Here is a 25,561-nt window from a genome sequence, read left to right as displayed (position 1 = left end):
TGCGTATTCATGCTTTCCAGCAATCGCGCTTTCGAGCGTTACAGGTACACGATCAGCGCCACGCCGGCGGCGATCAGGCCAAACTTGACCACGTAGTAAGCTGGCCGGCTCCACGCCTTGAATCGCCGGCGATACTGGCCGCAAATCCACACAAAGCGGAACAGGCGGTTGATCATGCCGGTCTGGTCGGAGTCGTCGTTGGGCGAGCTCGCCGCGGTCATGACCTTGCGGCCCAGCCAGCGGTTGATCTTGCCAGCCCAGCCAAAACGCATCGGACGCTCGATGTCGCAGAACAGGATCAGCCGGTTGCTGTCGCTCTTGTTCTCCGCCCAGTGCAGGTAGGTCTCGTCGAACACCACGCCCTCGCCGTCACGCCAGCTATGGCGCTCGCCGTCGACCTCGATAAAGCAGCGGTCGTCGTTTGGCGTGGCCAGTCCCAGGTGATAGCGCAGCGAACCCGCGAACGGGTCGCGGTGCGGGTTCAGCTTGCCGCCAGGCGGCAGCTCGGCGAACATCGCCGCCTTCACGCTCGGCAGGCCGCGCAGCAGCTCCACCGTGCGCGGGCACAGGACCTCGGCCGACGGATGGCGGGCTTCATACCATTTCAGGTAGAAACGCTTCCAGCCGTACTTGAAGAATGAGTTGAAACCGGCATCGTTGTTCTTGTCGGCGGCCTTGATCTTGCGCATGGCAGTCAGGGCCAGGCCTTCGTCGCGAATCTCCGGCCATGCGGCGCGGATCTTCTCCAGCTCGGGAAAACGCTCGACGGGGATGTAGGGCGTGCGCGGCACGCCGGAAAATAGGTACATGAAGCAGTTGACCGGGGCCACCAGGGCCGAATGGTCGAGCAACTGGCGCCAGATGCGCAGCCTCACCTTGCCGCGGAAATGCACGTACAGGATCGCTCCCAGGTACGTCGCGACGATTATCCACTTGATCACCCGAAATCCTCCCTATCAGCAGTACCGCGCGCAGTTGCATACGCGTAGCAACGCGACGGTGTCGGGGGCGAAAACCCGTAGTGTATCGAAATGGGACGCGCCCTGCTGAATGATAGCGATACGCCACACGCCGATCCGTCGCTCAGGATCGGCGGCGCAAGCGGCCCGAGTGGCCCAAGAGGCCCAAGAGGCCGGAAGGCCTCGCCTCAGGGCGTGCCGCGGGATTGCCGGGCGATGCGCTCGATCAGCGCGTTGGCGTCGTCCGGCAGCCCCTGCAGCGTCAGCAAGCGCGCGTTGAGTACCATGTTCTCCAGCACCAGCTTGGCGGTGGAAGCCCACATGGTCGCCAGCAACGCGTCCACCGGCATGCCGGCCGTCTCCATGGCGCTGGAGCGCTGCGCCACCAGACGGCACACCAACGCGCGCAGCGTGGCGTCGTCGAAGGGCAGGTCGGCATAGTCGATGGGGTCTTCCTTCTCGACTTCCACCATCAGTTGCAGCAGCATGTCTTCGGTCATCGGCAAGCTCCCAGGAAGCCCTCAAGGGTCGGATCGTCCTGTTGATGACGCTAATCCTCGGCCCTTGCCTTGTCAATGTGGTGGCCGACCCGCACTAGCGCGTTGACGCAATGACAACAGGCACGGGGCCCGGCACCCGCGGCAGGGACAGGGGCAGGAAAGGGACATCCGATGACTCAGGGTAAGCGATAGACAGGTCCCATCAATCCGCACTGAACAAAGCGTGTAAGCTCCGGTCTGATCTTTACTTCCAACCAAACACCAGAGTTCATGACCGAGCGTTTGTTGTCAGCCATGCGTCAATACGCATGGTTCAGTGGTGTCAAGCACCACGTGGTCCAAGGTGTCGAAGCGCTGGCCACCTTGCTCAAATCTCCCGCAGTCGCAGCCCGCGCAGTGGCTGCCATCGTTGCAGAAACCGAACAGGGCGTGCAGGTGTGGGTGTCCTACTTCGGCAAGCCGATGGATCCGCATACCCAATACGTTTTCTGGCCAATGCAGCGCGCGCTCAAGCCCGCGCGACGACGCGTAGCCATGGTCCCGTTACCGCCGCAGCACCGGGATCGCCGTTAGCCTCGTTGCGCCATGCATCGCGAATGGCCGGCCGATGCCGGCGATTCGCGAGTATCAAACCGATGCATCAAGCCAGAGCATCAACCAAAGCATCAAACCGAAGCATCCCCTCCCCCGCTTCGCTCCCTCCCCCCTTCCCTTATTTCCCACGCCGCCGCTCAGGCGTCGGCCCAGCGCCGCAGCAGGTTGTGATACACGCCGGTCAGCCCCACCACGGCCGCGTCCTTGTGCCCCAGAGCCTGGCCGACCCGCTGGATCTGCGTATCGAGTTCAAACAATACCGAGCGCTGGCCCTCGTCACGCACCATGCTTTGAATCCAGAAGAATGACGACACGCGCGCGCCGCGCGTAACCGGGCTGACGTGGTGCAGGCTGGTGGCCGGGTACAGCACCATATGCCCCGCTGGCAGCTTCACGCGTTGCTGCCCGTAGGTATCCTCCACCACCAGCTCGCCGCCGTCGTAGTCTTGCGGCTCCGTCAGGAACAGTGTTGCCGAGAGGTCGCTGCGCACGCGGAAGTTGGTGCCGCGCAGGTGGCGGATCGCGTTGTCGATATGGTTGTCGAACGCGTGCCCGCCCTCGTAGCGGTTGAACAAGGGCGGATAGACCTTGAGCGGCAGCGCGGCCGAGATGAAGAGCGGATTGGCACCCAGCGCATCCTGGATCAGGTCGCCAACCTGGCGCGCTACCGGCGAGCCTTCGGGCAGCTGGAGGTTGCGCTTGGCCAACGCCGACTGATGCCCGGAAGTGGCGTTGCCGTCGGTCCACTCCGTTGCGTCCATCCAGGCGCGGCATTGGGCAACCTGCGCCTTTGTCAGCACATCCGGAATCTGCAGCATCATGATTTCAATTACCTCGGCAAGACGGTTGGCCCGGGCACCTTGCCGTGCCCCAGACGAGCGCCGATTGTAAGAGAAAGCCGCTGATCACACAAATGGGAATCATTATCAGTAACAACTGACCTTGACCTGGCGCAAGCCCCGCGCAGGAGAGCGGGCCTGTAGGCCTTGTGCCGACATGCGCCGGGCATGCGGCCTCCTACAATGAATAGCACCCAGTCCATATTGCAAAGGAGACGGAAATGCCCGAACCGGTACACGACGAAGCGTTGGTCAACCTCTACCTCGAGCAGATTTCCGCCCTGTCGATCAGCGCCTTCGATGGCGCGGATGTCAACGAGGAACTCGGACAGGTAGTGCGAGAGGCCGTCGATCAGTGCAGCGCGAGCAAGACCGCCCCGCAGGGCAATAACCTGAGCGTGCTGATCGAGCGATTGACGGCCCGGTCCGAGGCAGCGGCGCGTGAAGGCCAGCCGCAAGTGCGAGACACGTTTTCGCGCGCGGCCGAATTAGCCCGGGCGCCCGCCTGAATCCCTGGCAGGCGCTGTGCGGGCGCAAACCAGCGCGACACTGAACCTCTCGGCGGATCAGAGCCTCTAATTGTTATCGCCCGGCGCCCGCCGGGCGCGATCCGTTGGCGAACCCGAAACCCCATGCACCGCGCCTTGCTCCGCTTGTTGTTGGCAGTGACGGTGCTGTGCGTGGGCGCATGCGCCGGCTACCCTTACTACGACCCTTACGACAGCTACAACCCCTACAACCCCTACAACCCCTACGATCCCTACGGGTTCTACGAGGGTGGCGTAGCCTATCCCCTTGGTACCTACGCCTACGGATATGGGTACGACTACGCGCTGCCCTACTATGGCGGGTTCTACGGCCCGGCCTTCTACTACGGTTACGGCGGCTATTACAGCTATCACGGCTATCACGGCTATCGCGCCTATGGCTACTATCGCGGCCCCGGCTACCACGCGGGCGGGGCGCGATACTACGGCGGCTATCACTATGACTCAGGCATGGCGCACGGCTACTACCGTGGCGGCGGCTGGGGAGGTATGGGAGGCGCGCGAGGCGGACGCAGCGGAGGCGGCCGCGGGCGGCACTGATCAGCGCGAACTCATGGCGCATGCAATGCAAACCGATCGCGCGCAACGCTCGGTTTTCGTATCTTTGGGAATTTGCAGAACTTGGCCAGGACGGCCCGGAGACTAGCTTCGGAGGCCAGAAAAGGTCTTTGGTTGCGGGGGCAGGACTTGAACCTGCGACCTTCGGGTTATGAGCCCGACGAGCTGCCAACTGCTCCACCCCGCGTCCGAGAGGCCGGATTATGGTGGATCCCGCCGCGCATTGCAATCGCTTTGTGACGTCATCGTGAAAAACCCGCAATCGGGCGCGCCATCAAGCGCGCCGCGCTGCGCGGGCCTCATCATCTTTCAGCTCCAGCATGTCCTTCAGGTAACGGTTCACCCGGTCCAGCGCTTCGAGCTTGGTATCGAAGGACTGGTGCGGAAACGGGTTGTGGCGTTTCGCGATCAGCGCACCATCCCGTGTGCGCATGATCTCGATGACGATTGCCCATTTGCCCTTGGGCAGGGACTGGACCTCATAGAGGATCTTGTAGCCGTTGAACTCCAACATGATGCACCTCCTTGCTGCGCGCGCACCAGACAGGCTGCGCGCTTCAGTTTCAGAGTAGATCCGCAGGACATTCAACGCCGTGATCACGATCAAAGATGGACGAAGAAGACATATCACGGCGTGATATGCGACGTTTCGCATTTCGCAACAACCTGCAAAGCGGCGCATTCGCCAGCACGCGGCAGCACGCACAACGGCGCACTCCCGCATCGCCCGCTCGGCAAGGACGCTGTGCCCGCTAGTCCGTCACCGGGCCCACGAGCTTATCCACAAGCTGGTAGGCCGCGGCGAACGCAGCGACCTCGGCAGCGTGCCGGGTAGCAAACTGCGCGCCATCGCCCGACAAGCGCTCGATGTCGCCGGCATCGGAGGGATCCGCACCCTCCTGGCAGACGCGCACCTCGTACCCCCACTGGGCAACCTTGCCCAAAGCCGGAATGCCGCCGTCACGCGGCTTCGATACGAGGACATAGACGTCCATGCCCCGATACGCCTCCACCCGCCAGTCCGCATTGCTCATTGGCTCCTCCCAGGGTTTTTGCCGCAAGCAAGAAGCATAGCGCCTGGCGCCCGCCCCAACACGCTCCTGAACCAGCCTACGCCGCCAGCACCGGCCCGGCAAGACGGCGCGCGCCTATACACCATGGCGCGCAGCGTGATAGCGCACCCCGCGCATAGGACTATGGGAATCGTCGAGGCAGTGCCGGACAAATGCCAGCTGCCGCTGCAAACCGGCGCCAGGCCCGGCCCACATTGCCCGGCCCAGCAGGTAGCTCACCGCAACCTCCTGCCAGGACGCCATCTGCGCGAAGACCTGCGACGCAGCCTGCTCGATCACGGCCCAGGCCTGCGCCTCGGTTTGCATGCCACAGTCGTAGGCGGCCCGCGCGACATGTATCGCCCGGCTCATGTCCCAGGCCAGCACACCACGCGCAAGATCGACCCGCGAGCCGAGCAGGCGACTCGCGCGCAGGTCCGGCATGGCGCGTTCGAGATTGTCAATGCAATGGGCAAGGCGCACCGGATCGAAGCTATCATTGAGCAGCACGATCTCACGCTCGCGCGCCGTGCGTGGCACCGAGAACAGGATCCGGCAGACCTGCGGATACAGCGCGCGGTGCCCCTCCTCCAGCAGCCACGCCAGTGTGCCCCGCGCCTCGCCGGCCGTACGGATATGCCAGTCGGCAGCCAGCACGCCCGCCTGCGTGTGCGGATCCACACCGGTGGCAAGGGTGCTGACGTTAAGGGTCGGCCGCGCATCATGCAAGAACCCCACCAGCAAACTGCACGTGCGCTCGCCGATGGCCGACGCAGCCTTGCCCTCGATCGCCTGGCTACAGACGTGGCCTTGCAAGCCCGGCCCGTGCTTCGCCGCTGGCGGCAACGCGGTTGGCGGCACGCCCGGCTTACGCCAACGGCATGCGGCACTGGCCACAACGGCGAGCACGCCGGCACAGACGAACCACGGCAACGATCGCATCGCGAGACGCTCCAGAGGAAAGCGCGATCGCTAGGCCCGGCAGCGCGGGAAGCAGCAGCAAGAGAGCGATCCGGTTATGAACGCGCAAGGATGCGCACCGGAATAGAGATTAGCGAGAAGAAGCTCGGCGCACGATGAGACAAGTCTCAATCGCGGCGATTACCGTCGACGCACGGCGGAACGCCGTAGAATGGCCAGAGCAGGAACCGAGAGCGATGGCAGAAGCCAAAATGAAAAAAGAGCTTCCGTTTCTGGAAGCTCTTTTCGCAATGAGTGGTGCGGCTGGCAGGATTCGAACCCACGACCCCTTGGTTCGTAGCCAAGTACTCTATCCAACTGAGCTACAGCCGCACTCGAGAAAGAAATTATAACGTACTTTTGAAATTTGGGAACCCCCCCTGCCCCACTTTTTTTGCTTTTCCCTCCGGCAGGCCGCCGCTTCCTATAATGACAGCCCCGCAGATGTGATCGGATCATGAACAAGGCATTTGTCAAAGAGTCGTCCGGCGACGAGGACGACGACCTTCCTGAAGGCGCTACCCCGCTGCCACCCGGCACCAAGAACTACATCTCGGCGCAAGGCTACCAGCGCTTGCGCGATGAACTGATGCACCTGATCGACACGGCTCGCCCGGAGGTGGTCCAGATCGTTTCGTGGGCCGCATCCAATGGCGATCGTTCCGAGAACGGCGATTATCACTACGGCAAGAAGCGCCTGCGCGAGATCGACCGCCGCATCCGCTTCCTGACCAAGCGCCTGGAGAAGGCCGAGGTGGTGGACCCCTCCCTGCAGGGCGACAACGACCAGATCTTTTTCGGCGCCACCGTCACCTATGCCGACCAGGCTGGCGAGGAGACCACGGTGACGATTGTCGGCACCGACGAGGTGGACCTCGACAGCAACCACGTGAGCTGGATCTCGCCGATCGCGCGCGCACTGCTCAAGGCGCGCGAAGGCGATACGGTCCCGCTGCGCACGCCGGCCGGGGTGGAGCAGATCGATATCCTGAAAGTCAGCTATCCCGGCAAGCAGGCGGGACCGATCGCCGCCGCGCAGCCGGAAAAGCACTGAGCCCGGCTCGGCCGGGCTCAGTGCTTGCGTGCGGGAAGACCGCGTCAGCCGTCGTTGCGGTCGCGGAAGATGCGGATCACGTCGGGGTTGCGCCGCAGCGCCCGCATCACGTTGGCAAGATGCAGGCGGTTCTGCACCTGGATGATGAACTGCATGTAGGTGGCTTCCTGATGGCCGCCCTCCTGCTGCTCCATCGCCACGTGCGCGACGTTGGCGTCGGCTGAAGTCAGGTCGGCCGCCACACGGGCGACGATGCCCTTGACGTTGCGCACCATCACCTTGATCGATACATCGAAGGAGCGCGTGGTCTTCTTCGCCCACATCACGTCGATCCAGTGCTCCGGATCCTTGCTATGCAGGCGCTTGGCTATCTTGCAATCCTGGACGTGAATCTGCAAACCCTCGCCCTTGCCCAGGTAGCCGACGATGGAATCGCCGGGAATCGGCCGGCAGCATGACGAGAAGATCATCGACATGCCTTCATCGCCGGTGATCGGCACAGCGGGGGCTTCTTCGCCAGCGAACGTCTGCACGGCCGCCAGCAGCGCGCTGTCGACATCGCCGGATAGCTCCTGCAGCAGGATCTCCATGCGCTTGGCCACCACGGCCGGCACGCGCCGCCCCAGCGCCAGGTCGGCGAAGATGTCTTCCTTGTGCTTGTTGCCGGTCCACTGCACCATGCGGTCCCACACCGACTGCGGCAGCGCCTTGAGCTCGATGCCGAGCTGTCGCGCCGACTGCTCCAGCAGGCGTTCGCCAAGCTGGATGGCTTCGTCGAGCCGGGTGGTCTTGAGATAGTGCCGGATGGCCGCGCGTGCCTTGCCGGTGCGCACGAACGCCAGCCATGCCGGATTGGGCTTGGAGTACGGCGCCGTCACCACCTCGACGATATCGCCGCTCTTGAGCTCCGTGCGCAGCGGCAGCAGCTCGTTGTTGATCTTGACCGCCACGCACTGGTTGCCGAGATCGCTATGCACGGCATAGGCGAAATCGAGCGCGGTGGCACCGCGCGGCAGCGCGCGGATATGCCCCTTGGGCGTGAACACATAGACCGCATCCGGGAACAGGTCGATCTTGACGTGCTCGAGGAATTCCTGCGAATCACCGGTCTGGCTCTGGATATCGAGCAGCGACTGCAGCCACTGGTGCGCCTGCTGCTGGATATCGTTGGCCTGGTCGGCCTGATGCTTGTACATCCAGTGCGCGGCCACGCCGGCTTCCGCGATCTGGTGCATGTCGCGGGTGCGGATCTGGAACTCCACCGGCGTGCCGAACGGGCCCACCAGCGTGGTATGCAAAGACTGGTAGCCGTTGATCTTGGGAATGGCGATGTAGTCCTTGAACTTGCCCGGCATGGGCTTGTACAGCCCGTGCAGTGCGCCCATCGCCATATAGGTGTGCATCTGGGTTTCCACGACCACGCGGAAACCATACACATCGAGCACCTGCGAGAACGACAGCTGCTTGTCGTGCATCTTGCGGTAGATGCTGTAGAGCGTCTTTTCACGCCCCGACAGTTCCGCCACGATGCCGGCGTCGCCCAGCGCCTTCTGCGCCGTTTCGAGGATGCGCTTGACCACCTCGCGCCGGTTGCCGCGCGCGGCCTTGACTGCTTTTTCCAGCGTGGCGTAGCGGAACGGCGAACCAACCTTGAAGGACAGTTCCTGCAGTTCGCGGTACGTGGTGTTGAGACCGAGCCGATGCGCGATCGGCGCGTAGATCTCCATGGTCTCGAGCGCGATCCGGCGCCGCTTTTCCGGCGGCACGAAATCGAGCGTGCGCATGTTGTGGGTGCGGTCGGCCAGCTTGACCAGGATCACCCGCACATCGCGCGCCATCGCCAGCAGCATCTTGCGAAAGCTCTCCGCCTGTGCCTGCTCGCGGCTCTGGAATTCGAGCTTGTCCAGCTTGGTCAGGCCATCGACCAGCTCGGACACCTTGGGGCCGAATTTCTCCGCCAGCTCGCTCTTGGTGATGCCCTGGTCTTCCATCACATCGTGCAGCAACGCCGCCATGATGGATTGGACATCCAGCTTCCAGTCAGCGCACAGTTCCGCCACCGCTACCGGATGCGTGATGTAGGGCTCGCCGCTCTGGCGATACTGGCCAAGGTGAGCCTCGTCCGAGAACTGGAAGGCTTCGCGCACGTGCGCCTGGTCCGCCGGCTTGAGATAAGCGAGCTTCTCCATCAGCCGGGTGATCGAGATCACCTGCTGGCGCGGGGGCACTGCGGGTTGCGAGGTCGGGCCGAAGAAGTGACGATAGGACTGCGCCAGCACCGCGTCGATGAAGAGCGCATCGCCCGGCGCGGCACCCTGCTGCGCCTCGCTCAGCTCACTTTCGGCGGCGGCCTGGGCGGCCCGTGCCTTGCCTGCCCCCAATGCGGGGGCCGCGGCACGCTCGCCAACGACATCGTTGCCAAGCGGATCGGGAAGATTGGGAGCGCCGGTACGCGCCGTCACGGTCGACTGACCGGGCACGGCGCGCTTGCGCTGGACGGGTGGCACTGCATCGCCACTCGCGTCACCAGTGGCTTCTCCGCGCGATCGCGCCGGCGTGGCCGTTGGGCTGGCCGTCGCGACAGGGGAGGAAGGCTGGGAGGAAGACATGTGGGCGGCTTCTGTAATCTGGCTGGTTAAGCAAGTACGCGAACAAGTACGTTAGCAGAGTCTCAATGCAAAGGTACGCGTTGCTAGGACAGGCCACCGCCGCCCGAAAATCAGGTCGGTACCTTCTTGAGCATCTCGATGCCGATCTGGCCCGAGGCGATCTCGCGCAGCGCCACGACCGTGGGCTTGTCCTTGGCCTCGACCTTGGGAGTGTGACCCTGCACCAGCTGACGGGCCCGGTACGTTGCCGCGAGCGCGAGCTCGAAGCGATTCGGGATGTGTTTCAGACAATCTTCGACGGTAATACGCGCCATATGTAATCCACCTCGGGACAAAACCTTATGCGATGCCGGCTATTTTACAGCACGCGGCAAGAAACGTTCCCGCCGCGCTCCGGATCAATGAATACCGAGCTCGATGAAGAGGTCGGCGTGACGCGCCTTTTGCGACGAAAACCGCAGACGGGTAGCGCGAATGACGCTGCGAAGCTGTTCGAGCGCCTGCTCGAAAACCTCGTTGATGATGACATAGTCCGACTCGGACGCGTGGGCCATCTCGCTGCCGGCTGCCAGCAGGCGGCGCACGATCACGTTCGGCTCGTCCTGGCCGCGCTTGTTCAGGCGCTCTTCAAGCGCTTGCAGCGACGGCGGCAGGATGAAGATCTCCATGGCGTTGGAAAAACGCTGGTGCACCTGCTGCGCGCCCTGCCAGTCGATTTCCAGCAGCACATCGTTGCCCTGGGCCATCTGTTGCTCGATCCACACCCGCGAGGTGGCGTAGTAGTTGCCGTGCACTTCCGCCCACTCGAGGAATTCACCGCGATCGCGCGCCGCGCGGAACGCATCCACGGTAGTGAAGTGGTATTCGCGGCCGTCCTGCTCGCCGGGACGCGGCGCGCGCGTGGTGTGCGAGATGGACAGGCGAATGGCCTGGTCCTGCGCCAGCAGCGCGTTGACCAGGGTGGACTTGCCGGCGCCGGAAGGCGCCACCACCATGAACAGGTTGCCGGGGTAGGCGGTGTCGATGGCGACGTGGGACGAGGTTTCACTCATGATGATTATTCTAGGTTCTGAATCTGTTCTCGCATCTGCTCGATCAGCAGTTTGAGTTCCATGGCGGCATCGGCCAGTTCCTTGGCCGCTGATTTGGAGCCCAGCGTGTTCGCTTCGCGGTTGAGCTCCTGCATCATGAAATCGAGCCGCTTGCCAACCTGCCCACCCTTCTTGAGGATATGGCGGGTTTCGTTCAGGTGGGCCTGCAGGCGCGACAGCTCTTCGGCGATGTCGATGCGAATGCCGTAGACCGTGGCCTCCTGGCGGATGCGCTCGCCGATTTCGTCCCGGCTCATCGAGGGCATGCCGCCGGGCGCTACCAGGTTGAAGGCCTCCTGCAGGCGCTCGGTGAGCTTGTCCTGGTGGTGGGCAATCAGTTGCGGGATGGTGGGCGTGAGGCGCTCGACGATGGCCAGCATGGCTTCGATGCGCTCGTCCAGCGTGGCCTTGAGCGCGTCGCCCTCGCGGCGGCGCGCTTCGAGCAACTGGCCCAGCGCTTCCTTGGCTGCGCCCGTCACGGCCTCGCGCAGGGCATCCTGCGACAACTCGGGTTCCACCAGCACGCCGGGCCAGCGCAGGATCTCGCCCATGCGCAGCGAGCCGGCTTGCGTGAAGGTAGCTGCTACCGTGGCCTCGATCGAGCGGATCTGCGCCAGCAAGGCATCGTTGAGCGCCAGCGTGGTGCCGCCAGCGCCGGCATCGGCGCGCTGCAGGTTGATGCGGCATTCCAGCTTGCCGCGCGACAACTTCGCCATGAGCATTTCCCGCAGCGCCGGCTCGAAGGCGCGGCACTCTTCGGGAGCCCGGAAAAACAGGTCGAGGAATCGCGAATTGACTGTGCGGAACTCCACCGAAACGGATGCGGTCCTGCCGGTGGGCGCGCCTTGCGCGTCCGTCAGCGGCGCCTGGCGCGTCGCCAGGCCGTAGCCTGTCATGCTGTGGATCATTGAATAGTCTCGCGAAATGGCCATCTGGCCGCATGGGTTCAAACAGCCCCGGGGAGCCGGCAGCCCCGCAACCGCGCTGGTTGAACGCCGAAAAGAGAGGCCAAAATGGCCGCTATTGTGTTCTTTACAAGTCTTCGATTAGTCAGGACAATCCGGAGGCATTCAAGGTCCCGAATCCTATGACAGAGCCAAAGGGCGCATCACCTCCGAAGAGCGCACCGCTGCCCATCGGCACGCTGCTGTCCAACTATCGTATTGTAAAGAAGTTGGCCAGCGGGGGGTTCAGTTTCGTCTACCTGGCCACCGACGAGACCGGCTCGCCTGTCGCGATCAAGGAGTACCTGCCGTCGTCGCTGGCACGCCGCCAGCCGGGCGAGCTGATCCCGGTGGTGCCCGAGGAAAGCGCGGCGTCCTTCCGGCTGGGGCTCAAGTATTTCTTCGAGGAAGGCCGCTCGCTGGCGAAGATTTCGCATCCCAGCGTGGTGCGCGTGGTGAATTTCTTCCGCGAGAATTCCACCGTCTACATGGTGATGAACTACGAGCTGGGCAAAACGCTGCAGGAACACATCCTGCACGCGCGCCAGCAAGGCCGCGCCAAGGTGCTGCGCGAACACTTCATCCGCAAGGTCTTCCATGACCTGATGAGCGGCCTGCGCGAAGTGCATATCCACAAGCTGCTGCACCTGGACATCAAGCCCGGCAATATCTACCTGCGCGAAGACGAATCGCCCATCCTGCTCGATTTTGGCGCCGCCCGCCAGATCCTGACCATGGAAGCGGCGCGCTTTCAGCCCATGTACACGCCGGGCTTTGCCGCGCCGGAGCTGTACGGCAAGCATTCCGAGCTGGGCCCGTGGACCGACATCTACAGCCTTGGCGCCACGCTCTATGCCTGCATGGCCGGCATGCCACCCCAGGAGGCCAACCAGCGCGAGAAGGACGACCGCATGGCGGACTCCATCACGCGGCTGCGCGCCAGCTATACCGACGGCCTGGTGGACCTGGTCGAATGGTGCCTGCGCCTGCCCCCTTCCGAGCGGCCGCAGAGCGTGTTCCGGCTGCAGAAGGAGTTGCGCGAACAAACCAATGCCCTAGGCGAGCAGGCGGCCACGCCCGCAGCCGCGGCCGCCACCGAGCGCCCCCTGGCAAGCCGGTTCCTGACGCTGCTGCGCAAACGCGAGGAGCCAGCCGCCGCAACCCAGGCCAAGGAGGCCGGCGCGAGCGGCGAATAACGCACTAAATGGCGCCATCCCCGCGCCGTGCGCAGCCCCATCTCCCTCCGCCCCCTCTGCTATCAATAACAACTATGATGAGAACCGTCGCCTCGCGGCCCGCCCGCACGCTGTGCCGGTGGAGCGCGCAGACGCCGCCGTCTCTCAAGAACTGACTCCTACAGCCACCATGCGATTCTCCGTCTACCAGGAAAGCAGAAAAGGCGGCCGCCGCATCAACCAGGACCGCATGGGCTATTGCTTCACGCGCGATGCCTTGCTGATGGTGCTGGCCGATGGCCTGGGCGGCCACGCGCTGGGCGAAGTCGCCGCGCAGCAAGCCCTGCAGACCCTGGCACGCCAGTTCCAGGCCCAGGCCCGGCCCTCGATCCGCAATCCTGCCGATTTCCTGCAGGACACGATCATGCTGGCCCACCGGGAAATTCATCGCTACGCTGAAGCCAACCAGCTCGCGGACGTCCCGCGTACCACCGTGGTCTGCTGCCTGGTCCAGAACGGCCAGATCCACTGGGCCCATGCCGGCGACTCGCGCCTCTACCTGGTCCGCAAGGGCAACCTTCTGACCCGCACGCGCGACCACTCCAAGATCGAGAACTTGCTGCAGCAGGAGCGCGTGCTGCCGATTGACGTGGCCAACCACCCCGAGCGCAACAAGCTCTACAACTGCCTGGGCTCGCCCAACCTGCCGCTGATCGATATCGGCGGCCCGCTGCGGCTGGAGCCGGGCGACGTAGCGCTGCTGTGCTCCGACGGGCTGTGGGGCAGCATCGAAGAGCAACTTCTGGTCGAGAAGGTCACCAACTTGTCCGTGGTGCATGCCATCCCGGACCTGATCGAGCAGGCGCTGCACAACGCCGGCGACGGCGCCGACAACACGACAGCCATCGCCATGATGTGGGAACTCGACGCCCACCTGTCCAACGAGGACTCGGTCGCCACCGAAACCCTGCCGCTCAACACGTTCACCACCTCGATCCTGGAGAACAACGGCGGCGATACCGACCTGCTCTCCGAGGAGGAGATCGAACGCTCCATCGCCGAGATCCGCGCGGCGATCGACAAGACCAGCAATTTCATGCGCTGAGCCCCGGCTAAAGTACCGCCCGCGCCGCAATGGCGCGGGAATTCGCACGCTCCCGCAGGGGGAGTTGGCGCAGGACGCGCACGCGCAGCCCGGCGGCGTTAAAATCCGGGTCCTGAATCGATTTCCGAGAAAACTCCCACATGCGACCCAGCGGACGCGCAGCCGATGCGCTGCGCCCTATTGCTCTGACCCGCCACTACACCCGCCACGCCGAAGGTGCTGTCCTGAGTGCCTTTGGCGACACCAAGGTGCTGTGCACCGCCAGCGTGCTGGCCAAGGTGCCTCCCCACAAGAAGGGCAGTGGCGAAGGCTGGGTCACCGCCGAGTACGGCATGCTGCCGCGCGCCACCCACACACGCTCGGACCGTGAAGCCGCCCGCGGCAAGCAGACCGGGCGCACCCAGGAAATCCAGCGCCTGATCGGCCGCGCGATGCGCTCGGTGTTCGATCTGTCGGCGCTGGGCGAATTCACCATCCACCTGGACTGCGATGTGCTGCAGGCCGATGGCGGCACCCGCACCGCGGCCATCACCGGCGCCTTCGTGGCCGCCCATGACGCGGTTTCCGCCATGCTGCGCGACGGCCAGATCAAGGCCAGCCCGATCCGCGACTTCGTTGCCGCCGTGTCGGTTGGCATGGTGGATGGCGTGGCCGTGCTCGACCTGGATTATGCCGAGGACAGCAACTGCGACACCGACATGAACGTGGTGATGACCGGCAGCGGCGGCTTTGTCGAAGTGCAAGGCACCGCCGAGGGCGTGCCGTTCAGCCGCGCCGATCTCGATGCGATGACGCGCATCGCCGAGCAAGGCATTGCCGAACTGGTGGCGCACCAGCGCCGCGCGCTGGGCCTGGCCTGATACGGTGAACGCCATGCAACGCCTGGTCCTCGCCTCCAACAACCCCGGCAAGCTCGGCGAGTTTGGCGCACTGCTGGCGCCGCTCGGCTTCGAGGTGATCCCGCAGGGGCAGCTCGGCATTGCCGAGGCCGAGGAGCCCTACGCCACCTTCGTCGAGAATGCCCTCACCAAGGCGCGCCACGCCAGCCGCCTGGCCGGCCTGCCCGCGCTGGCGGATGACTCCGGCATCTGCGTCGACGCGCTGGATGGCGCGCCGGGCGTCTACTCGGCGCGTTATGCGCAACTCGTGGGCAAACCCAAGTCCGATGCCGCCAACAACGCGCACCTCATCTCGCAGCTGGCCGGCAAGCTCAACCGCCACGCCTACTACTACTGCGTGCTGGTATTGGTGCGCCATGCCGAGGATCCACGGCCGCTGATCGCCGAGGGCGTGTGGGCCGGCGAGGTGGTCGACACGCCGCGCGGCAACGCCGGCTTTGGCTACGATCCGCACTTCCTGCTGCCGCACCTGGGCAAGACCGCGGCCGAACTGAGCGCCGAGGAAAAAAACGCCATCAGCCACCGCGCGCTTGCGCTCAAGGCGCTGACCGAGCGCCTGCGGGCCGACGGCCCCAGAACGGGCTGCCCATGATCCCGATCATTCCCCTGGCGTCCACGGGCGCCAGCGCCGGCGCCCCCGCCGATACCAAGTCATTGTGGCTGCAGCCGGGCCAGCTTGCGCTGCCAGGCTCCCCGCCGCTGTCGCTCTACGTGCATATCCCGTGGTGCGTGCGCAAGTGCCCGTACTGCGATTTCAACTCGCATGCCGTGCCCGGTGCGGCGGACAGCCACGACATCCCGGAAGACGCCTACCTGGACGCGCTGCGCGCCGACCTGGAGCAATCGCTGCCGCTGGTATGGGGCCGCCAGGTGCACACGGTCTTCATTGGCGGCGGCACGCCCAGCCTGCTGTCGGCCGCCGGCATGGACCGGCTGTTGTCGGATATCCGCGCGCTGTTGCCGCTGGACGCCGACGCCGAGATCACGATGGAGGCCAACCCCGGCACGTTCGAGGCGGAGCGCTTCGCCAGCTATCGCGCCAGCGGCATCAACCGCTTGTCCATCGGCATCCAGAGTTTCAACGACCGCCATCTGGCTGCGCTTGGGCGCATCCACGGCGGCGCCGAAGCCCGCGCGGCGATCGGCATCGCGCTGAACAACTTCGACAACGTCAACCTCGACCTGATGTACGCGCTGCCTGGCCAGACGATGGCGGAATGCGCCGAGGACCTGGAGACGGCACTCTCCTTCAACACCGCGCACCTGTCGCTCTATCACCTGACGCTGGAGCCCAACACGCTGTTCGCCAAGTTCCCGCCGGCGCTGCCGGATGACGACAGCGCATATGAAATGCAGGACCTGATCGAAGCGCGTACCGCGCAGGCAGGCTACGTCCACTACGAAACCTCGGCCTACGCCCGGCCGCACCGGCAGGCGCGCCACAACCTGAACTACTGGCGCTTTGGCGACTACCTGGGCATCGGGGCCGGCGCGCACGGCAAGCTGTCGTTCCCGCACCGGGTGCTGCGCCAGATGCGCCACAAGCATCCCGCCACGTATATGGCGCAGGCCATGGCAGGCAACGCGGTGCAGGAGCAGCACGATGTCGGCGCCGCCGACCTTCCCTTCGAGTTCATGCTCAACGCGCTGCGCCTCACCGACGGCGTGCCGGCCAGCACGTTTTTCGACCACACCGGGCTGCCGCTGCACACCATCAGCCGCGACCTGGCCGCCGCCGAAAAGAAGGGCCTTCTGGAAGCGGACCTGGCCACCATCAAGCCCACCGAGCTTGGGCGGCGCTTCCTGAACGACCTGCAGGAGATGTTCCTGAAAGGTTGATCGCCACGCCACGCCGCGATCAGTGAAACGGCCACCCGAGGGTGGCCGTTTCACTGATCGCCCAGCCATGCCGGTCAGTACGGTGTTGCCATATCGTTGGCCACCTGGGCGCGGGCACCGATGCGCAGATTGCTGACGTTGCGCTGCGTCACGGTAGCCATGCGGCCATCGTCCAGCCGCACGTTGACGCGATACACGGTATCGGTGCTGCTGCCCGCGCGCTTCTCGATCTGGTTGCCCGCCACGCCACCCGCCACCGCACCGCCGATGGTGGCGATGGTATTGCCGGTGCCCCCGCCGATCTGGTGGCCCAGCAAGCCGCCGGCCACGCCGCCGATCACCGTGCCGAGCAAGCCCGAGCTGCTTTGCTGAGTCGTCACCGGCTCGATCGATTCCACCCGGCCATAAAACACCGAATTCGCGGGTGCCTGGTAGGTATTGGTGCCCGGGGGCGGGGGCGGTGCCTGGTACGCCGCTTGCTGCGGCGCGCCGTAGCCACCGCCATAGCCGCCGCCATAGCCACCACCGGGCGCCGCGCAACCCGCCAAGCCAACCACCGCAGCGGCCGCCACCACGCTCAACAGAGTCTTGCCGTTCATCAGTTGTTCTCCTCAAGTGATTGCAAATGCGTGGAACGAGGGGGAGCATCGGCATGCGTCCCCTCAAGCATATTAGGATCAGTCGGACGAAACGAAGGTTCCGTCTTGTCCGACGAACACCGACAAAACAACTTTGCACGCCGCATCCTGCCGTGCGTCCCCCGCACTTGCTATAATGCGCGGCGCTGGCCGTCGTGCTGGCGTCAAAGGCAGCATGCCGCTCGGGCCGGGACCTCCCCGCTTCGCGCTACAATGCCTGCCATTCCTTTTCCGGAAGCGTGGCCGAGTGGTTTAAGGCAGCAGTCTTGAAAACTGCCGATGGGGTGACCCATCCGTGAGTTCGAATCTCACCGCTTCCGCCAGATTTCCTCGCCGCATGAAGATCTGCGGGTTACGTGCTTCCGCTGCCCGCCCCCCACCGTACACGAGCGCAAGATGCACCCCGCGTCCCTCGAAGGAATCACTGGAGATCGCAATTGAAATCCACGATGGCGTTGGCGGCAGTAGCCTGCCTCGCAGCGGCAGCATGCGCCACGCCGGCGCCGGCTCCGGCGCCCCACGCTGGCCTGCAAATGTCCACGTATGACACGGACACCGAGTACACCACCACCTACACCGCGGATGGCTTCACGCTCTTGGTCAATTATCGCTACGAGCAGTTCACCGTGCGCTCCAGCACGGCCGCGGCGCAGTGCAAGGCAGCGCTTGCCAGCGTGGCCAACAGCCTGGCCGAGCGCCGGCAGCGGCAGATCGAACCCGTGACCGAGCAAAGCATCCATCTCACGACCAGCAAGACCTGGTACGGCAAGGTGACAGCCTGCTCGATCACCGCGCCGATCACCTGGAAACGCTGATACCGGGTTCAGCACGTCAATTCGATTCAGATTGCAGATTGCACATAGCGCCCGATATCCACGTGATCGATCTGCTCCTTGTTCATGAACTGCGCGGCATAGTCACGATAGACGCCGGATACCAGAAACAACTCGAACAGCGCCGGATCGATGTGCTGGTCCCGCTTCATGCATGACATGATGTGGATGGACTCGGACAGCGTCTTGGCTTTCTTGTAGGGACGATCCGGCGCGGTCAGCGCCTCGAAGATGTCCGCAATCGCCATCATCCTTGCCAGGGGACTCATCTCCTCGCCCTTCAAGCGCTTCGGGTAACCCGTCCCATCCATTTTCTCGTGGTGCCCGCCCGCGATCTCGGGCACCTGGCGCAAATGCTTGGGAAACGGTAACTGCGACAGCATGACCAGCGTCTGCATGATGTGCTCGTTGATCTTGAACCGCTCCTCCTCGGATAAGGTGCCACGTGCAACCGACAGGTTGTGCAGTTCACCCCGGTCGTACAGGCATTCGGGAACGGCCATGCGAAAGCCCCAGGGGTTGCCCTCGGCGAACCTGTCCTGCCCGCTGCGCGCGATGCGGTGCTCCTGCTTGTCCGCAAGCAATGGTTCGACGGCCGGCAGGTCGGCCGCGGGCATGCGGTCCTTGCGCGCTTTCTCGTCCCGTGAAAGGCCCACACGATCGTTCAGCGTGCGCAGCCACGTTCGCGCCGCAATCCGGTGCAGTCGATCGACATGGGCCGGCTCCATGAACTCGCCGCCTTCATTGCAGGCGGCGACAAAGGCGAAATCGTCGTCGAGTTGCCGGCATTCGGCATCGCGACGCGCTTGCGCACTGGCAGCTTCCTCCCCACGTGCCACGGCCTGGAGGCAGGCGATCTCCGCGTCTCGCTTGAGCACTTCGAAGCGCATGCGGATTTCATGGATGCGGTCGTAGATGGTTTCGAGTTTGGTCGCCTTGTCGACGACATACTCGGGCGTCGTGACCTTGCCGCAATCGTGCAGCCAGGCGGCCACATGCAGGGCCTCCCATTCCTGCTCGCCCAGCTGGAATGCCTGGTACGGCCCGCTGGTGGCCTCGCAAGCGGCTTTCGCGAGCATCTTGGTCAGCGCCGGCACACGAGCGCAGTGCCCGCCGGTGTACGGGCTCTTGGTGTCGATGGCGCCCGCGATCAGTTGAATCAGCGCTTCGAACATATCGCGTTGCGCCTTGATCAGCTCCCGCGTTTCCAGCGCACTTGCAGCCACGCCGGCGAGCGCCTTGACAAAGGAGAGCTGAGCGTCTTCCATGGCCGTGGCGCGCAGCAGCAGGAACACCCCCACGAGCTGGCGCTGGCGGTTCAGCAAGGGCACGGCCACGCCATGCTGCCCATGCTCCGGCGATAGCGCACTCAGCCCCGCCCGGCGGATGTCCTCTGCCGTCAGTTGGCCAGTGTGGGCCAGGCCATTGCGGATGGCCTCCTGGATCATTGTAAGCGCATTGACCTGAGGGATCTTCTCGAGCGCAGCGGTTACGTCCGACAGGCTTTGGCTCCTCGCCGAGGCCGGCTGCAGGACATCCTCGTCGACCAGGTACAGGACGCCCGAATCGGCGTCGGCGGCAGCCAGCGTTTCATTGAGCAACATCGGCAGGAGCCTGTCAAAGCTGGGTTCGGCCGCCAGCGCCTGGATGATGTCGAGAAACCGCTGGATGGTCCGCTTCATGCTGTCCAGCGCCGTGGCAAGTTTCTCGACCTCGCTGATGCGCGATTCGACGTTGAACGGCTGGGCGAATTCGAAACGCTGGACGGCTTGCGCTCCGTTGGCCAGGGACTGCAGGGGCTTTGAGATCAGGCGGGCAGCCAGCCAGACGATGGGTAGCGCGACCAGGATAATCAGGATCGTGATCATCACGCCGGTATCGCGCAGCCGGTTGGCCGTGCGCAGGACCTCGTGCTGGGGCGTGGCCGACACGAGGTACAGGGGCTCCTCGTCTCCAGAGCTCAGGCGGTCGATCGAGGTGTACCAGGATTCGCCGTCCACGGTCATGGTGTCGTGCAGGTTCGGTGTCCCGTCCAGCGCCGGGATCAGGCCGGACAGGCGGGTGAGTACCGGATTGCCCAGCTCGCGCACCTGCCTGAGCCTGGGCTCCTGGTTTGTGCCCACCGCGGCAACGTCGCTCGCGGCCACGCTGTCACTTGCGATCAGCTGGCCGCTGGGACTCACCAAAGCAAGTGCCGTGCCCTTTGTGCTGCGCAGGCGTGACAGCGTCTGCCCCAGCGCATCGAGCGTGATGTCTCCGCCAATGGCTGCGCGCCCGCCCCTGGCGGCGATCGCCAGCGTCGTGCCGGTTTTCCCGCTGGAATAGAACGCATAGGGTGCCGTGCTGACCAGCCCGCCATTGGCGAGCGCCCGCTGATACCAAAGCCGCGCGCGCGGATCGAAGCTCGCCGCATACTCGGGATGCATGGCTTCCTTGAGGACCTTCAGGGAAGTGTCGACATACAGGTAGCGGCCTTCCGCGCCGGATGGCTTGTGCTCGATGCTCTGGACAATGAATTGCGTTCCCGGGGGGGCGCCGACCGCCTGCCGCTCCGCTTCATCTGGCAGATGCCGGACAAAGAAGAAATCGCCATTGGCATAACCGACATACAGCGCACTCAATGCCGGAGACGCCTGGATGGCGGCGCGCAGCATGTCGAGCCCGGCGAGCCGGTCCCGCAGCGTGGCGGCATCCGGCAAGGCACTGCGGCCAATCAGCTTGATGGCCATCTCCGCCGGCTCCATCAGCTTCTGGACTTCGCCCAGTGTTTCACGGCTCATGCGCTGCGTCATGGCGGAGGATTCGCTCTCCAGCATTTCCTTCGACAGCGTATAGCCGACCCCGCTGATCAGTCCCCCGACGACAAGAAGCAGCGTGACGAACAGTGTCGAAATATGAATATGCAGCGGGAAATGCCTGCGCGTTGCCATTGACCCCTCCGAAATCCCACACCTTCACCAGATGATTTTCCAGAGACGTGACTTCAGCAGGCGCGCCCAAGGGCAGCGCTGTCCCGGAAAGCAGATGCTCGTCGTTATTCTTTTATTCTTATCGGTCTTCTATCTTGCCGGATGACGGGCAGACGCCGGCCAGCGTTTTCCATCCGCATAATATGCGAATTGAACGGCCATGCGTACTGGGCAGAGCACAGTGCATGCCCCTGCCAACCCTTGCTTGCGGCAAAATCGCCGGCGAGTCAGGTTTCTTCCGAGATTGCAGGCCCGTCCCGCGCTGTCAGAAGGCGATACGCCTGCTCCTGCGAAATATCCAGCCGATAGTGCCGCGCCAGCATGCGTGCGAAATGATGCGCGGCGCCGGGCTCGCAATGCCTGAGCTGCTCGCGGTAGGCCTCCAGCTCGAAACGCAGGCGCCAGCGCGGGCTCGCCAGGTAGAGCACGCCCATCAGGCCGCCTGAGCGCCAGAATTGCCGCACATGCACCTTTTCATGCTCGATCAGCGCCTGGCTCACGCCCGGCCGCACCAGGATCAGCGGCCCCGGCGCGAATCCGTCGAAGCCGCGCGGAATCAGCCATCGTGACTTTGTTTCTATCAGCAGACAAGGAGGCGATTTGCAGAAGCGGATCATGGAAGGCGTCGGCGGTGCAGCCGCGCAAGGCGTGCGTGGGACTAGCCTATCAGGTCGCGCCGGCCCGCGTCTGAACCCGCTCGCGCCAATAAAAACGCCCCGCGCACAGGCGGGGCAAAGCGCAATGCTTGCGCTGATGCCGCGGACTTAATCGATGCTGATCTTGCCCGCCTCGATCACGCCCTTCCAGCGCTGGAGTTCCTGCTTCTCGAACTGCTCGAACTGCTCCGGCGTATTGGCGACCACCTCGAAGCCGTTCTCGGCCAGCTTCTGGCGCATCTGCGGCTCGTTGAGCGAGCCGACCAGCGCGGCATGCAGTCTCGCCTTGACGTCCTTCGGCAGCCCGCGCGGCGCGGCCACGGCTTGCCAGGAATACACGTCCACGTCCTTCACCCCGCCCTCCGCCATGGTCGGCACGTTCGGCAGCACCGCCGAGCGCTTGTCGCCGGTCACCGCCAGCGCCTTGAGCTTGCCGCTGCGGATATGCTGCAGCACCGCGTTGACGTTCTGGAACGAGACGTCCACCTGGCCGGCGAGCAGGTCGGAGATGGCCGGCGCCCCACCCTTATAAGGAACGTGGAGGCCGTCGGTGCCGGATTTTTGCCAGAACAGCGCGGCTGTCAGATGGTCCGACGAACCGGCCCCGGAGCTGGCGAACGCCACCTTGCCCGGATTCTTCTTCATGTACGCGACCAGTTCCTGCAAGTTCTTCGCAGGGAAATCCGGCTTGGTGACCAGCACGTTGGGGGCGCGCACGGCCACCGTCAGCAGGTCGAAGTCCTTGGCCGGGTCATAGCCCAGGTTCTTTTGCAGGAACGGGTTCACCGCATAGACGCCGATCGACGCCACCAGCAAGGTGTAGCCATCGGCGGGCGCGCGCTTGACCATGGTCGCGCCGATGGCCCCGGTAGCGCCGGGGCGATTGTCGATCACGAACGGCTGGCCCAGCTTTTCATTGAGCGGCACCGCCAGCATGCGCGCGATGGTATCGGTGGAGCCGCCCGCAGGGAACGGCACCACCACGGATACGGCCTTCTGGGGCCATGCCGGCGAGGCGGCCGCGGGACTGGTCACGCCTGCGGTGGCCAGTGCCGCCATGGCAGCGAGGGTGGCCGCGGCAAGCCGGCCGAACTTGCGCCGCGCGGGTGCGGCGAGCATGCCCGCCGCTGCCGGCCGGCCATCGAATTTGTTCATGGTTGTCTCCTGGTTCTTGGTGGTTTTGTTGTATTCGTGCGGGGGCCGCGGATGCGGCTCACCGGACCATGCAGGGTGCCTTGTTGTTGAAGGTCCAGCCCGGGATCAGGAATTGCATGGCCACGGCGTCGTCGCGCGCACCCAGCCCCATGCTCTTGTAGCGTTCGTGCGCGAGCGCGAGTTGCGCCATATCGAGCTCCACGCCCAGGCCCGGCTCCGTCGGCACGGCCACCTTGCCGTTCTCGATCTTCAGCGGCGCCTTGGTCAGGCGCTCGCCGTCCTGCCAGATCCAGTGGGTGTCGATCGCGGTGACGCGGCCCGGCGCGGCGGCGGCCACGTGGGTGAACATCGCCAGCGAAATATCGAAGTGATTGTTCGAGTGCGAGCCCCAGGTCAGGCCCCATTCGGCGCACATCTGCGCCACCCGCACCGAGCCCTGCATGGTCCAGAAATGCGGATCGGCCAGCGGGATGTCCACCGATTGCAGGCGCACCGCGTGGCCCATCTGGCGCCAGTCGGTCGCGACCATGTTGGTGGCGGTGGGCAGGCCGGTGGCGGTACGGAACTCGGCCATGACCTCGCGGCCCGAGTAGCCCTCCTCCGCGCCGCAAGGATCTTCGGCATAGGCCAGCACGCCATGCTTGTCGCGGCACAGGCGCACGGCTTCGGCCAGCGACCATGCGCCGTTGGGGTCCAGCGTGATGCGCGCCTTGGGGAAGCGCTCGGCGAGCGCCAGGATGGCTTCCATCTCTTCGTCGCCGCGCAGCACGCCGCCCTTGAGCTTGAAATCGTTGAAGCCATAGCGCTCATAGGCAGCCTGCGCCAGCCGTACCACGCCCTCGGCATTCATCGCGGCTTCATTGCGCAGGCGGAACCAGTCGTTGTCCGCTTCGGGTTCGCTGCGATAGGCGAGCGTGGTGCGGTTGCGGTCCCCGATATAGAACAGGTAGCCCAGCATCTCCACGGCATCGCGCTGCTGGCCTTCGCCCAACAGCGCGGCCACCGGCACGCCCAGATGCTTGCCCAGCAGGTCGAGCAGCGCGGCCTCGAGCGCGGTGACCGCATGGATGGCGATGCGCAGGTCGAAGGTCTGCAGGCCACGCCCGCCCGCGTCGCGGCTGGCAAAAGCGGTGCGCACGCGATTGAGCAGCGCCTGGTGGTTGCCGATCGACTGGCCGGCGAGGAGTTCGCGCGCATCCTCCAGCGTCTGGCGGATCGCTTCGCCGCCCGGCACCTCGCCGACGCCCGTATTGCCCGCGCTGTCTTTCAGGATGACGATATTGCGGGTGAAGAACGGACCGTGCGCGCCGGACAGGTTCATCAGCATGCTGTCGTGGCCGGCCACCGGCACGACCGTCAGCTCGGTGATCACGGGCGTGCCTGCCATGGGCGCGGCGCAAAGGGATGATTGGGTCATGTTGAACTCCAGCGGGAAGAGCGGCTCGCCGCGTTGGCGGCCGGCCCTTGCGGGTTGTCTCGGGTTGGATGCGCCGGCTGCTGCCGGATCCTTGTGTGCGGTGCTTGCCAGGTCCCAAAGCGGCTGCTATAGCCAATGCGACGGGAGACACCTGTTATCGGTCGTCATATAACTTACGACGCAGTATAATGAGGCCATTGCGATCCGGTCAAGTCCCAGCCCATCACCATGTCAAACCCGATGTTTGCCTCCACTCCCCCGCTGCGGCGCCGCGGCCGTACGCTTGCCGAAGAGGCGGTGAGCAACCTGAGCGAGCGCATCCAGCAAGGCCAGCTCAAGCCGGGCGACAAGCTGCCGACCGAGTCCGAGATCATGGCCGCGCTCGGCGTCAGCCGCACCGTGGTGCGTGAAGCGCTGTCGCGGCTGCAGGCTAGCGGGCTGGTGGAAACCCGCCACGGCATCGGCACCTTCGTGCTGGCGCGCAGCGCCGAGAACGGCTCGCCCTTTCGCATCGATCCCGCCACCATGGGCACTGCCATGGACGTGCTGGCCATGCTGGAATTCCGCGTCAGCCTGGAAGCCGAGGCAGCCAGCCTGGCAGCATCGCGGCGCAGCGATGAGCAACTGACGGCAATGCGTGGCGCGCTCGACGAGCTCAAGCGCACGGCGGCGGGCGGCGAGGATTCCGTCAGTGCCGATTTCGAGTTCCACCTGCTGATCGCGCGCGCCACCGGCAACCGCTACTTCACGGACATCATGGGCCACCTCGGCACCATGGTGATCCCGCGCAGCCGGCTGCATGTCAGCGCGCAGGAGCGCGAACAGTACCTCGAGCGCGTCAATATCGAGCACGAGAACATCTTTGACGCCATCGAGCGGCGCGACCCCGAAGGCGCCAAGGCCGCCATGCGCATGCACCTGACCAACAGCCGCGAACGCCTGCGCAAGGCGTCGGCGGCGGTGGAAGCCGGCTAGGGCCTGGCGGCTGGCGCATCCCGGCGGGAACCGGGATTTCCTGCTTGCCCGGCGAGCGTCGCTTGTTGTAGGATGTCTTACAATAAAACGCGGCGGTGCTGTATCCCCATTGACGCGCCCCGCGTGTTAGCCCAGGGCCACATCCACGCCGCCTCAAGCGCAAGCTACGGCACGCTCCCACTTGATTGCAGT

26 protein-coding genes and 3 tRNA genes are annotated in these 25,561 nt (G+C 64.7%); 12 read left to right on the top strand and 17 right to left on the bottom strand.

Features of this window, described 5'->3' with window-relative positions; all coding sequences use genetic code 11:
* Window positions 1-38: 38 nt before the first annotated feature.
* Window positions 39-941, bottom strand: a complete 903-nt coding sequence (gene lpxO, locus F7R26_RS05165) for a lipid A hydroxylase LpxO (RefSeq protein ID WP_150986267.1) — start codon at window positions 939-941, stop codon at window positions 39-41.
* A 206-nt stretch (window positions 942-1,147) separates the two neighbouring features.
* Window positions 1,148-1,459 (bottom strand): hypothetical protein, encoded by a 312-nt coding sequence (locus tag F7R26_RS05160; RefSeq protein WP_150986268.1) that lies wholly within the window; start codon window positions 1,457-1,459, stop codon window positions 1,148-1,150.
* Between the two features lie 270 nt (window positions 1,460-1,729).
* Here F7R26_RS05160 and F7R26_RS05155 point away from each other — a divergent pair, with 270 nt between their 5' ends.
* Window positions 1,730-2,032, top strand: coding sequence for a hypothetical protein (locus tag F7R26_RS05155; RefSeq protein WP_082054800.1), 303 nt, complete (start codon window positions 1,730-1,732; stop codon window positions 2,030-2,032).
* Window positions 2,033-2,190: 158 nt separating this feature from the next.
* On the opposite strand, the gene F7R26_RS05150 is transcribed toward F7R26_RS05155, so the two are convergent.
* Window positions 2,191-2,874: a Fe2+-dependent dioxygenase gene (locus F7R26_RS05150; protein WP_150986269.1), complete on the bottom strand. Its 684-nt coding sequence runs from the start codon at window positions 2,872-2,874 to the stop codon at window positions 2,191-2,193.
* Window positions 2,875-3,113: 239 nt separating this feature from the next.
* Here F7R26_RS05150 and F7R26_RS05145 point away from each other — a divergent pair, with 239 nt between their 5' ends.
* On the top strand, window positions 3,114-3,401 hold the full coding sequence (locus F7R26_RS05145; protein ID WP_150986270.1) for a hypothetical protein: 288 nt from the start codon (window positions 3,114-3,116) through the stop codon (window positions 3,399-3,401).
* A 123-nt stretch (window positions 3,402-3,524) separates the two neighbouring features.
* Window positions 3,525-3,980 carry a hypothetical protein gene (locus F7R26_RS05140; RefSeq protein WP_241754425.1) on the top strand — a complete coding sequence of 152 codons (456 nt, stop codon included), beginning with the start codon at window positions 3,525-3,527 and terminating at the stop codon, window positions 3,978-3,980.
* Between the two features lie 129 nt (window positions 3,981-4,109).
* Here F7R26_RS05140 and F7R26_RS05135 read toward each other — a convergent pair.
* From F7R26_RS05135 to F7R26_RS05115, 5 genes are all read right to left on the bottom strand, one after another.
* Window positions 4,110-4,185, bottom strand: a tRNA-Met gene (locus F7R26_RS05135).
* Between the two features lie 87 nt (window positions 4,186-4,272).
* The gene (locus F7R26_RS05130; protein WP_150986271.1) at window positions 4,273-4,512 is read right to left on the bottom strand and encodes a hypothetical protein; all 240 of its coding nucleotides are present in this window, start codon (window positions 4,510-4,512) and stop codon (window positions 4,273-4,275) included.
* A 238-nt stretch (window positions 4,513-4,750) separates the two neighbouring features.
* Window positions 4,751-5,032, bottom strand: a complete 282-nt coding sequence (locus F7R26_RS05125) for a hypothetical protein (RefSeq protein WP_150986272.1) — start codon at window positions 5,030-5,032, stop codon at window positions 4,751-4,753.
* A gap of 114 nt (window positions 5,033-5,146) precedes the next feature.
* Complete coding sequence (locus F7R26_RS05120; RefSeq protein ID WP_150986273.1) at window positions 5,147-5,992, bottom strand: DUF1266 domain-containing protein; 846 nt, start codon at window positions 5,990-5,992, stop codon at window positions 5,147-5,149.
* 274 nt (window positions 5,993-6,266) lie between these two features.
* Window positions 6,267-6,343 (bottom strand) — tRNA-Arg (locus F7R26_RS05115).
* A gap of 124 nt (window positions 6,344-6,467) precedes the next feature.
* Between F7R26_RS05115 and greB the strand changes: the two genes are divergently transcribed.
* Window positions 6,468-7,064 (top strand): transcription elongation factor GreB, encoded by a 597-nt coding sequence (gene greB / locus F7R26_RS05110; protein WP_150986274.1) that lies wholly within the window; start codon window positions 6,468-6,470, stop codon window positions 7,062-7,064.
* Window positions 7,065-7,108: 44 nt separating this feature from the next.
* Here greB and F7R26_RS05105 read toward each other — a convergent pair whose 3' ends face one another.
* From F7R26_RS05105 to F7R26_RS05090, 4 genes are all read right to left on the bottom strand, one after another.
* Window positions 7,109-9,526, bottom strand: coding sequence for a RelA/SpoT family protein (locus F7R26_RS05105; RefSeq protein ID WP_150986338.1), 2,418 nt, complete (start codon window positions 9,524-9,526; stop codon window positions 7,109-7,111).
* 257 nt (window positions 9,527-9,783) lie between these two features.
* The gene (gene rpoZ, locus F7R26_RS05100; RefSeq protein ID WP_006162413.1) at window positions 9,784-9,987 is read right to left on the bottom strand and encodes a DNA-directed RNA polymerase subunit omega; all 204 of its coding nucleotides are present in this window, start codon (window positions 9,985-9,987) and stop codon (window positions 9,784-9,786) included.
* A gap of 84 nt (window positions 9,988-10,071) precedes the next feature.
* Window positions 10,072-10,725 carry a guanylate kinase gene (gene gmk / locus F7R26_RS05095; RefSeq protein ID WP_043344606.1) on the bottom strand — a complete coding sequence of 218 codons (654 nt, stop codon included), beginning with the start codon at window positions 10,723-10,725 and terminating at the stop codon, window positions 10,072-10,074.
* Window positions 10,726-10,730: 5 nt separating this feature from the next.
* A complete protein-coding gene (locus F7R26_RS05090) occupies window positions 10,731-11,672 on the bottom strand; it encodes a YicC/YloC family endoribonuclease (protein WP_150986275.1) in 942 nt (313 codons plus the stop codon).
* A 179-nt stretch (window positions 11,673-11,851) separates the two neighbouring features.
* Between F7R26_RS05090 and F7R26_RS05085 the strand changes: the two genes are divergently transcribed.
* The 5 genes from F7R26_RS05085 (at window position 11,852) to hemW (ending at window position 16,726) form a co-directional block, all read left to right on the top strand.
* Entirely contained in the window at window positions 11,852-12,904 is a 1,053-nt protein-coding gene (locus F7R26_RS05085) for a serine/threonine protein kinase (RefSeq protein WP_150986276.1), read from the top strand.
* A gap of 169 nt (window positions 12,905-13,073) precedes the next feature.
* On the top strand, window positions 13,074-13,988 hold the full coding sequence (locus F7R26_RS05080) for a PP2C family protein-serine/threonine phosphatase (protein WP_150986277.1): 915 nt from the start codon (window positions 13,074-13,076) through the stop codon (window positions 13,986-13,988).
* A 140-nt stretch (window positions 13,989-14,128) separates the two neighbouring features.
* Window positions 14,129-14,848, top strand: coding sequence for a ribonuclease PH (gene rph, locus F7R26_RS05075; protein ID WP_150986278.1), 720 nt, complete (start codon window positions 14,129-14,131; stop codon window positions 14,846-14,848).
* A 13-nt stretch (window positions 14,849-14,861) separates the two neighbouring features.
* A complete protein-coding gene (gene rdgB, locus F7R26_RS05070; RefSeq protein WP_150986279.1) occupies window positions 14,862-15,479 on the top strand; it encodes an RdgB/HAM1 family non-canonical purine NTP pyrophosphatase in 618 nt (205 codons plus the stop codon).
* Entirely contained in the window at window positions 15,476-16,726 is a 1,251-nt protein-coding gene (gene hemW, locus F7R26_RS05065; RefSeq protein WP_150986280.1) for a radical SAM family heme chaperone HemW, read from the top strand. Before rdgB ends, hemW begins: the two co-directional genes overlap by 4 nt.
* 74 nt (window positions 16,727-16,800) lie before the next feature.
* Here the strand turns inward: hemW and F7R26_RS05060 are convergent, their stop codons facing one another.
* Window positions 16,801-17,325 (bottom strand): outer membrane lipoprotein, encoded by a 525-nt coding sequence (locus F7R26_RS05060; protein ID WP_150986281.1) that lies wholly within the window; start codon window positions 17,323-17,325, stop codon window positions 16,801-16,803.
* A 272-nt stretch (window positions 17,326-17,597) separates the two neighbouring features.
* On the opposite strand from F7R26_RS05060, the gene F7R26_RS05055 reads away from it, so the two are divergent.
* Window positions 17,598-17,687, top strand: a tRNA-Ser gene (locus F7R26_RS05055).
* 210 nt (window positions 17,688-17,897) lie between these two features.
* Window positions 17,898-18,179, top strand: coding sequence for a hypothetical protein (locus F7R26_RS05050; protein WP_241754424.1), 282 nt, complete (start codon window positions 17,898-17,900; stop codon window positions 18,177-18,179).
* A gap of 26 nt (window positions 18,180-18,205) precedes the next feature.
* Here F7R26_RS05050 and F7R26_RS05045 read toward each other — a convergent pair whose 3' ends face one another.
* From F7R26_RS05045 to gudD, 4 genes are all read right to left on the bottom strand, one after another.
* Complete coding sequence (locus F7R26_RS05045; RefSeq protein WP_150986283.1) at window positions 18,206-21,127, bottom strand: HD domain-containing phosphohydrolase; 2,922 nt, start codon at window positions 21,125-21,127, stop codon at window positions 18,206-18,208.
* Window positions 21,128-21,393: 266 nt separating this feature from the next.
* A complete protein-coding gene (locus F7R26_RS05040) occupies window positions 21,394-21,783 on the bottom strand; it encodes a hypothetical protein (RefSeq protein ID WP_150986284.1) in 390 nt (129 codons plus the stop codon).
* Between the two features lie 147 nt (window positions 21,784-21,930).
* Window positions 21,931-22,881, bottom strand: a complete 951-nt coding sequence (locus F7R26_RS05035; RefSeq protein WP_241754496.1) for a Bug family tripartite tricarboxylate transporter substrate binding protein — start codon at window positions 22,879-22,881, stop codon at window positions 21,931-21,933.
* Window positions 22,882-23,035: 154 nt separating this feature from the next.
* Entirely contained in the window at window positions 23,036-24,394 is a 1,359-nt protein-coding gene (gene gudD / locus F7R26_RS05030) for a glucarate dehydratase (RefSeq protein WP_150986285.1), read from the bottom strand.
* 228 nt (window positions 24,395-24,622) lie between these two features.
* Between gudD and F7R26_RS05025 the strand changes: the two genes are divergently transcribed.
* Window positions 24,623-25,369, top strand: coding sequence for a FadR/GntR family transcriptional regulator (locus F7R26_RS05025; protein WP_150986286.1), 747 nt, complete (start codon window positions 24,623-24,625; stop codon window positions 25,367-25,369).
* Window positions 25,370-25,561 lie beyond the last annotated feature (192 nt).

Origin of the sequence: Cupriavidus basilensis (assembly GCF_008801925.2) — a bacterium.
In the GTDB taxonomy this organism is placed as follows: domain Bacteria; phylum Pseudomonadota; class Gammaproteobacteria; order Burkholderiales; family Burkholderiaceae; genus Cupriavidus; species Cupriavidus basilensis.
This window is presented reverse-complemented; position numbering and strand designations above follow the sequence as displayed.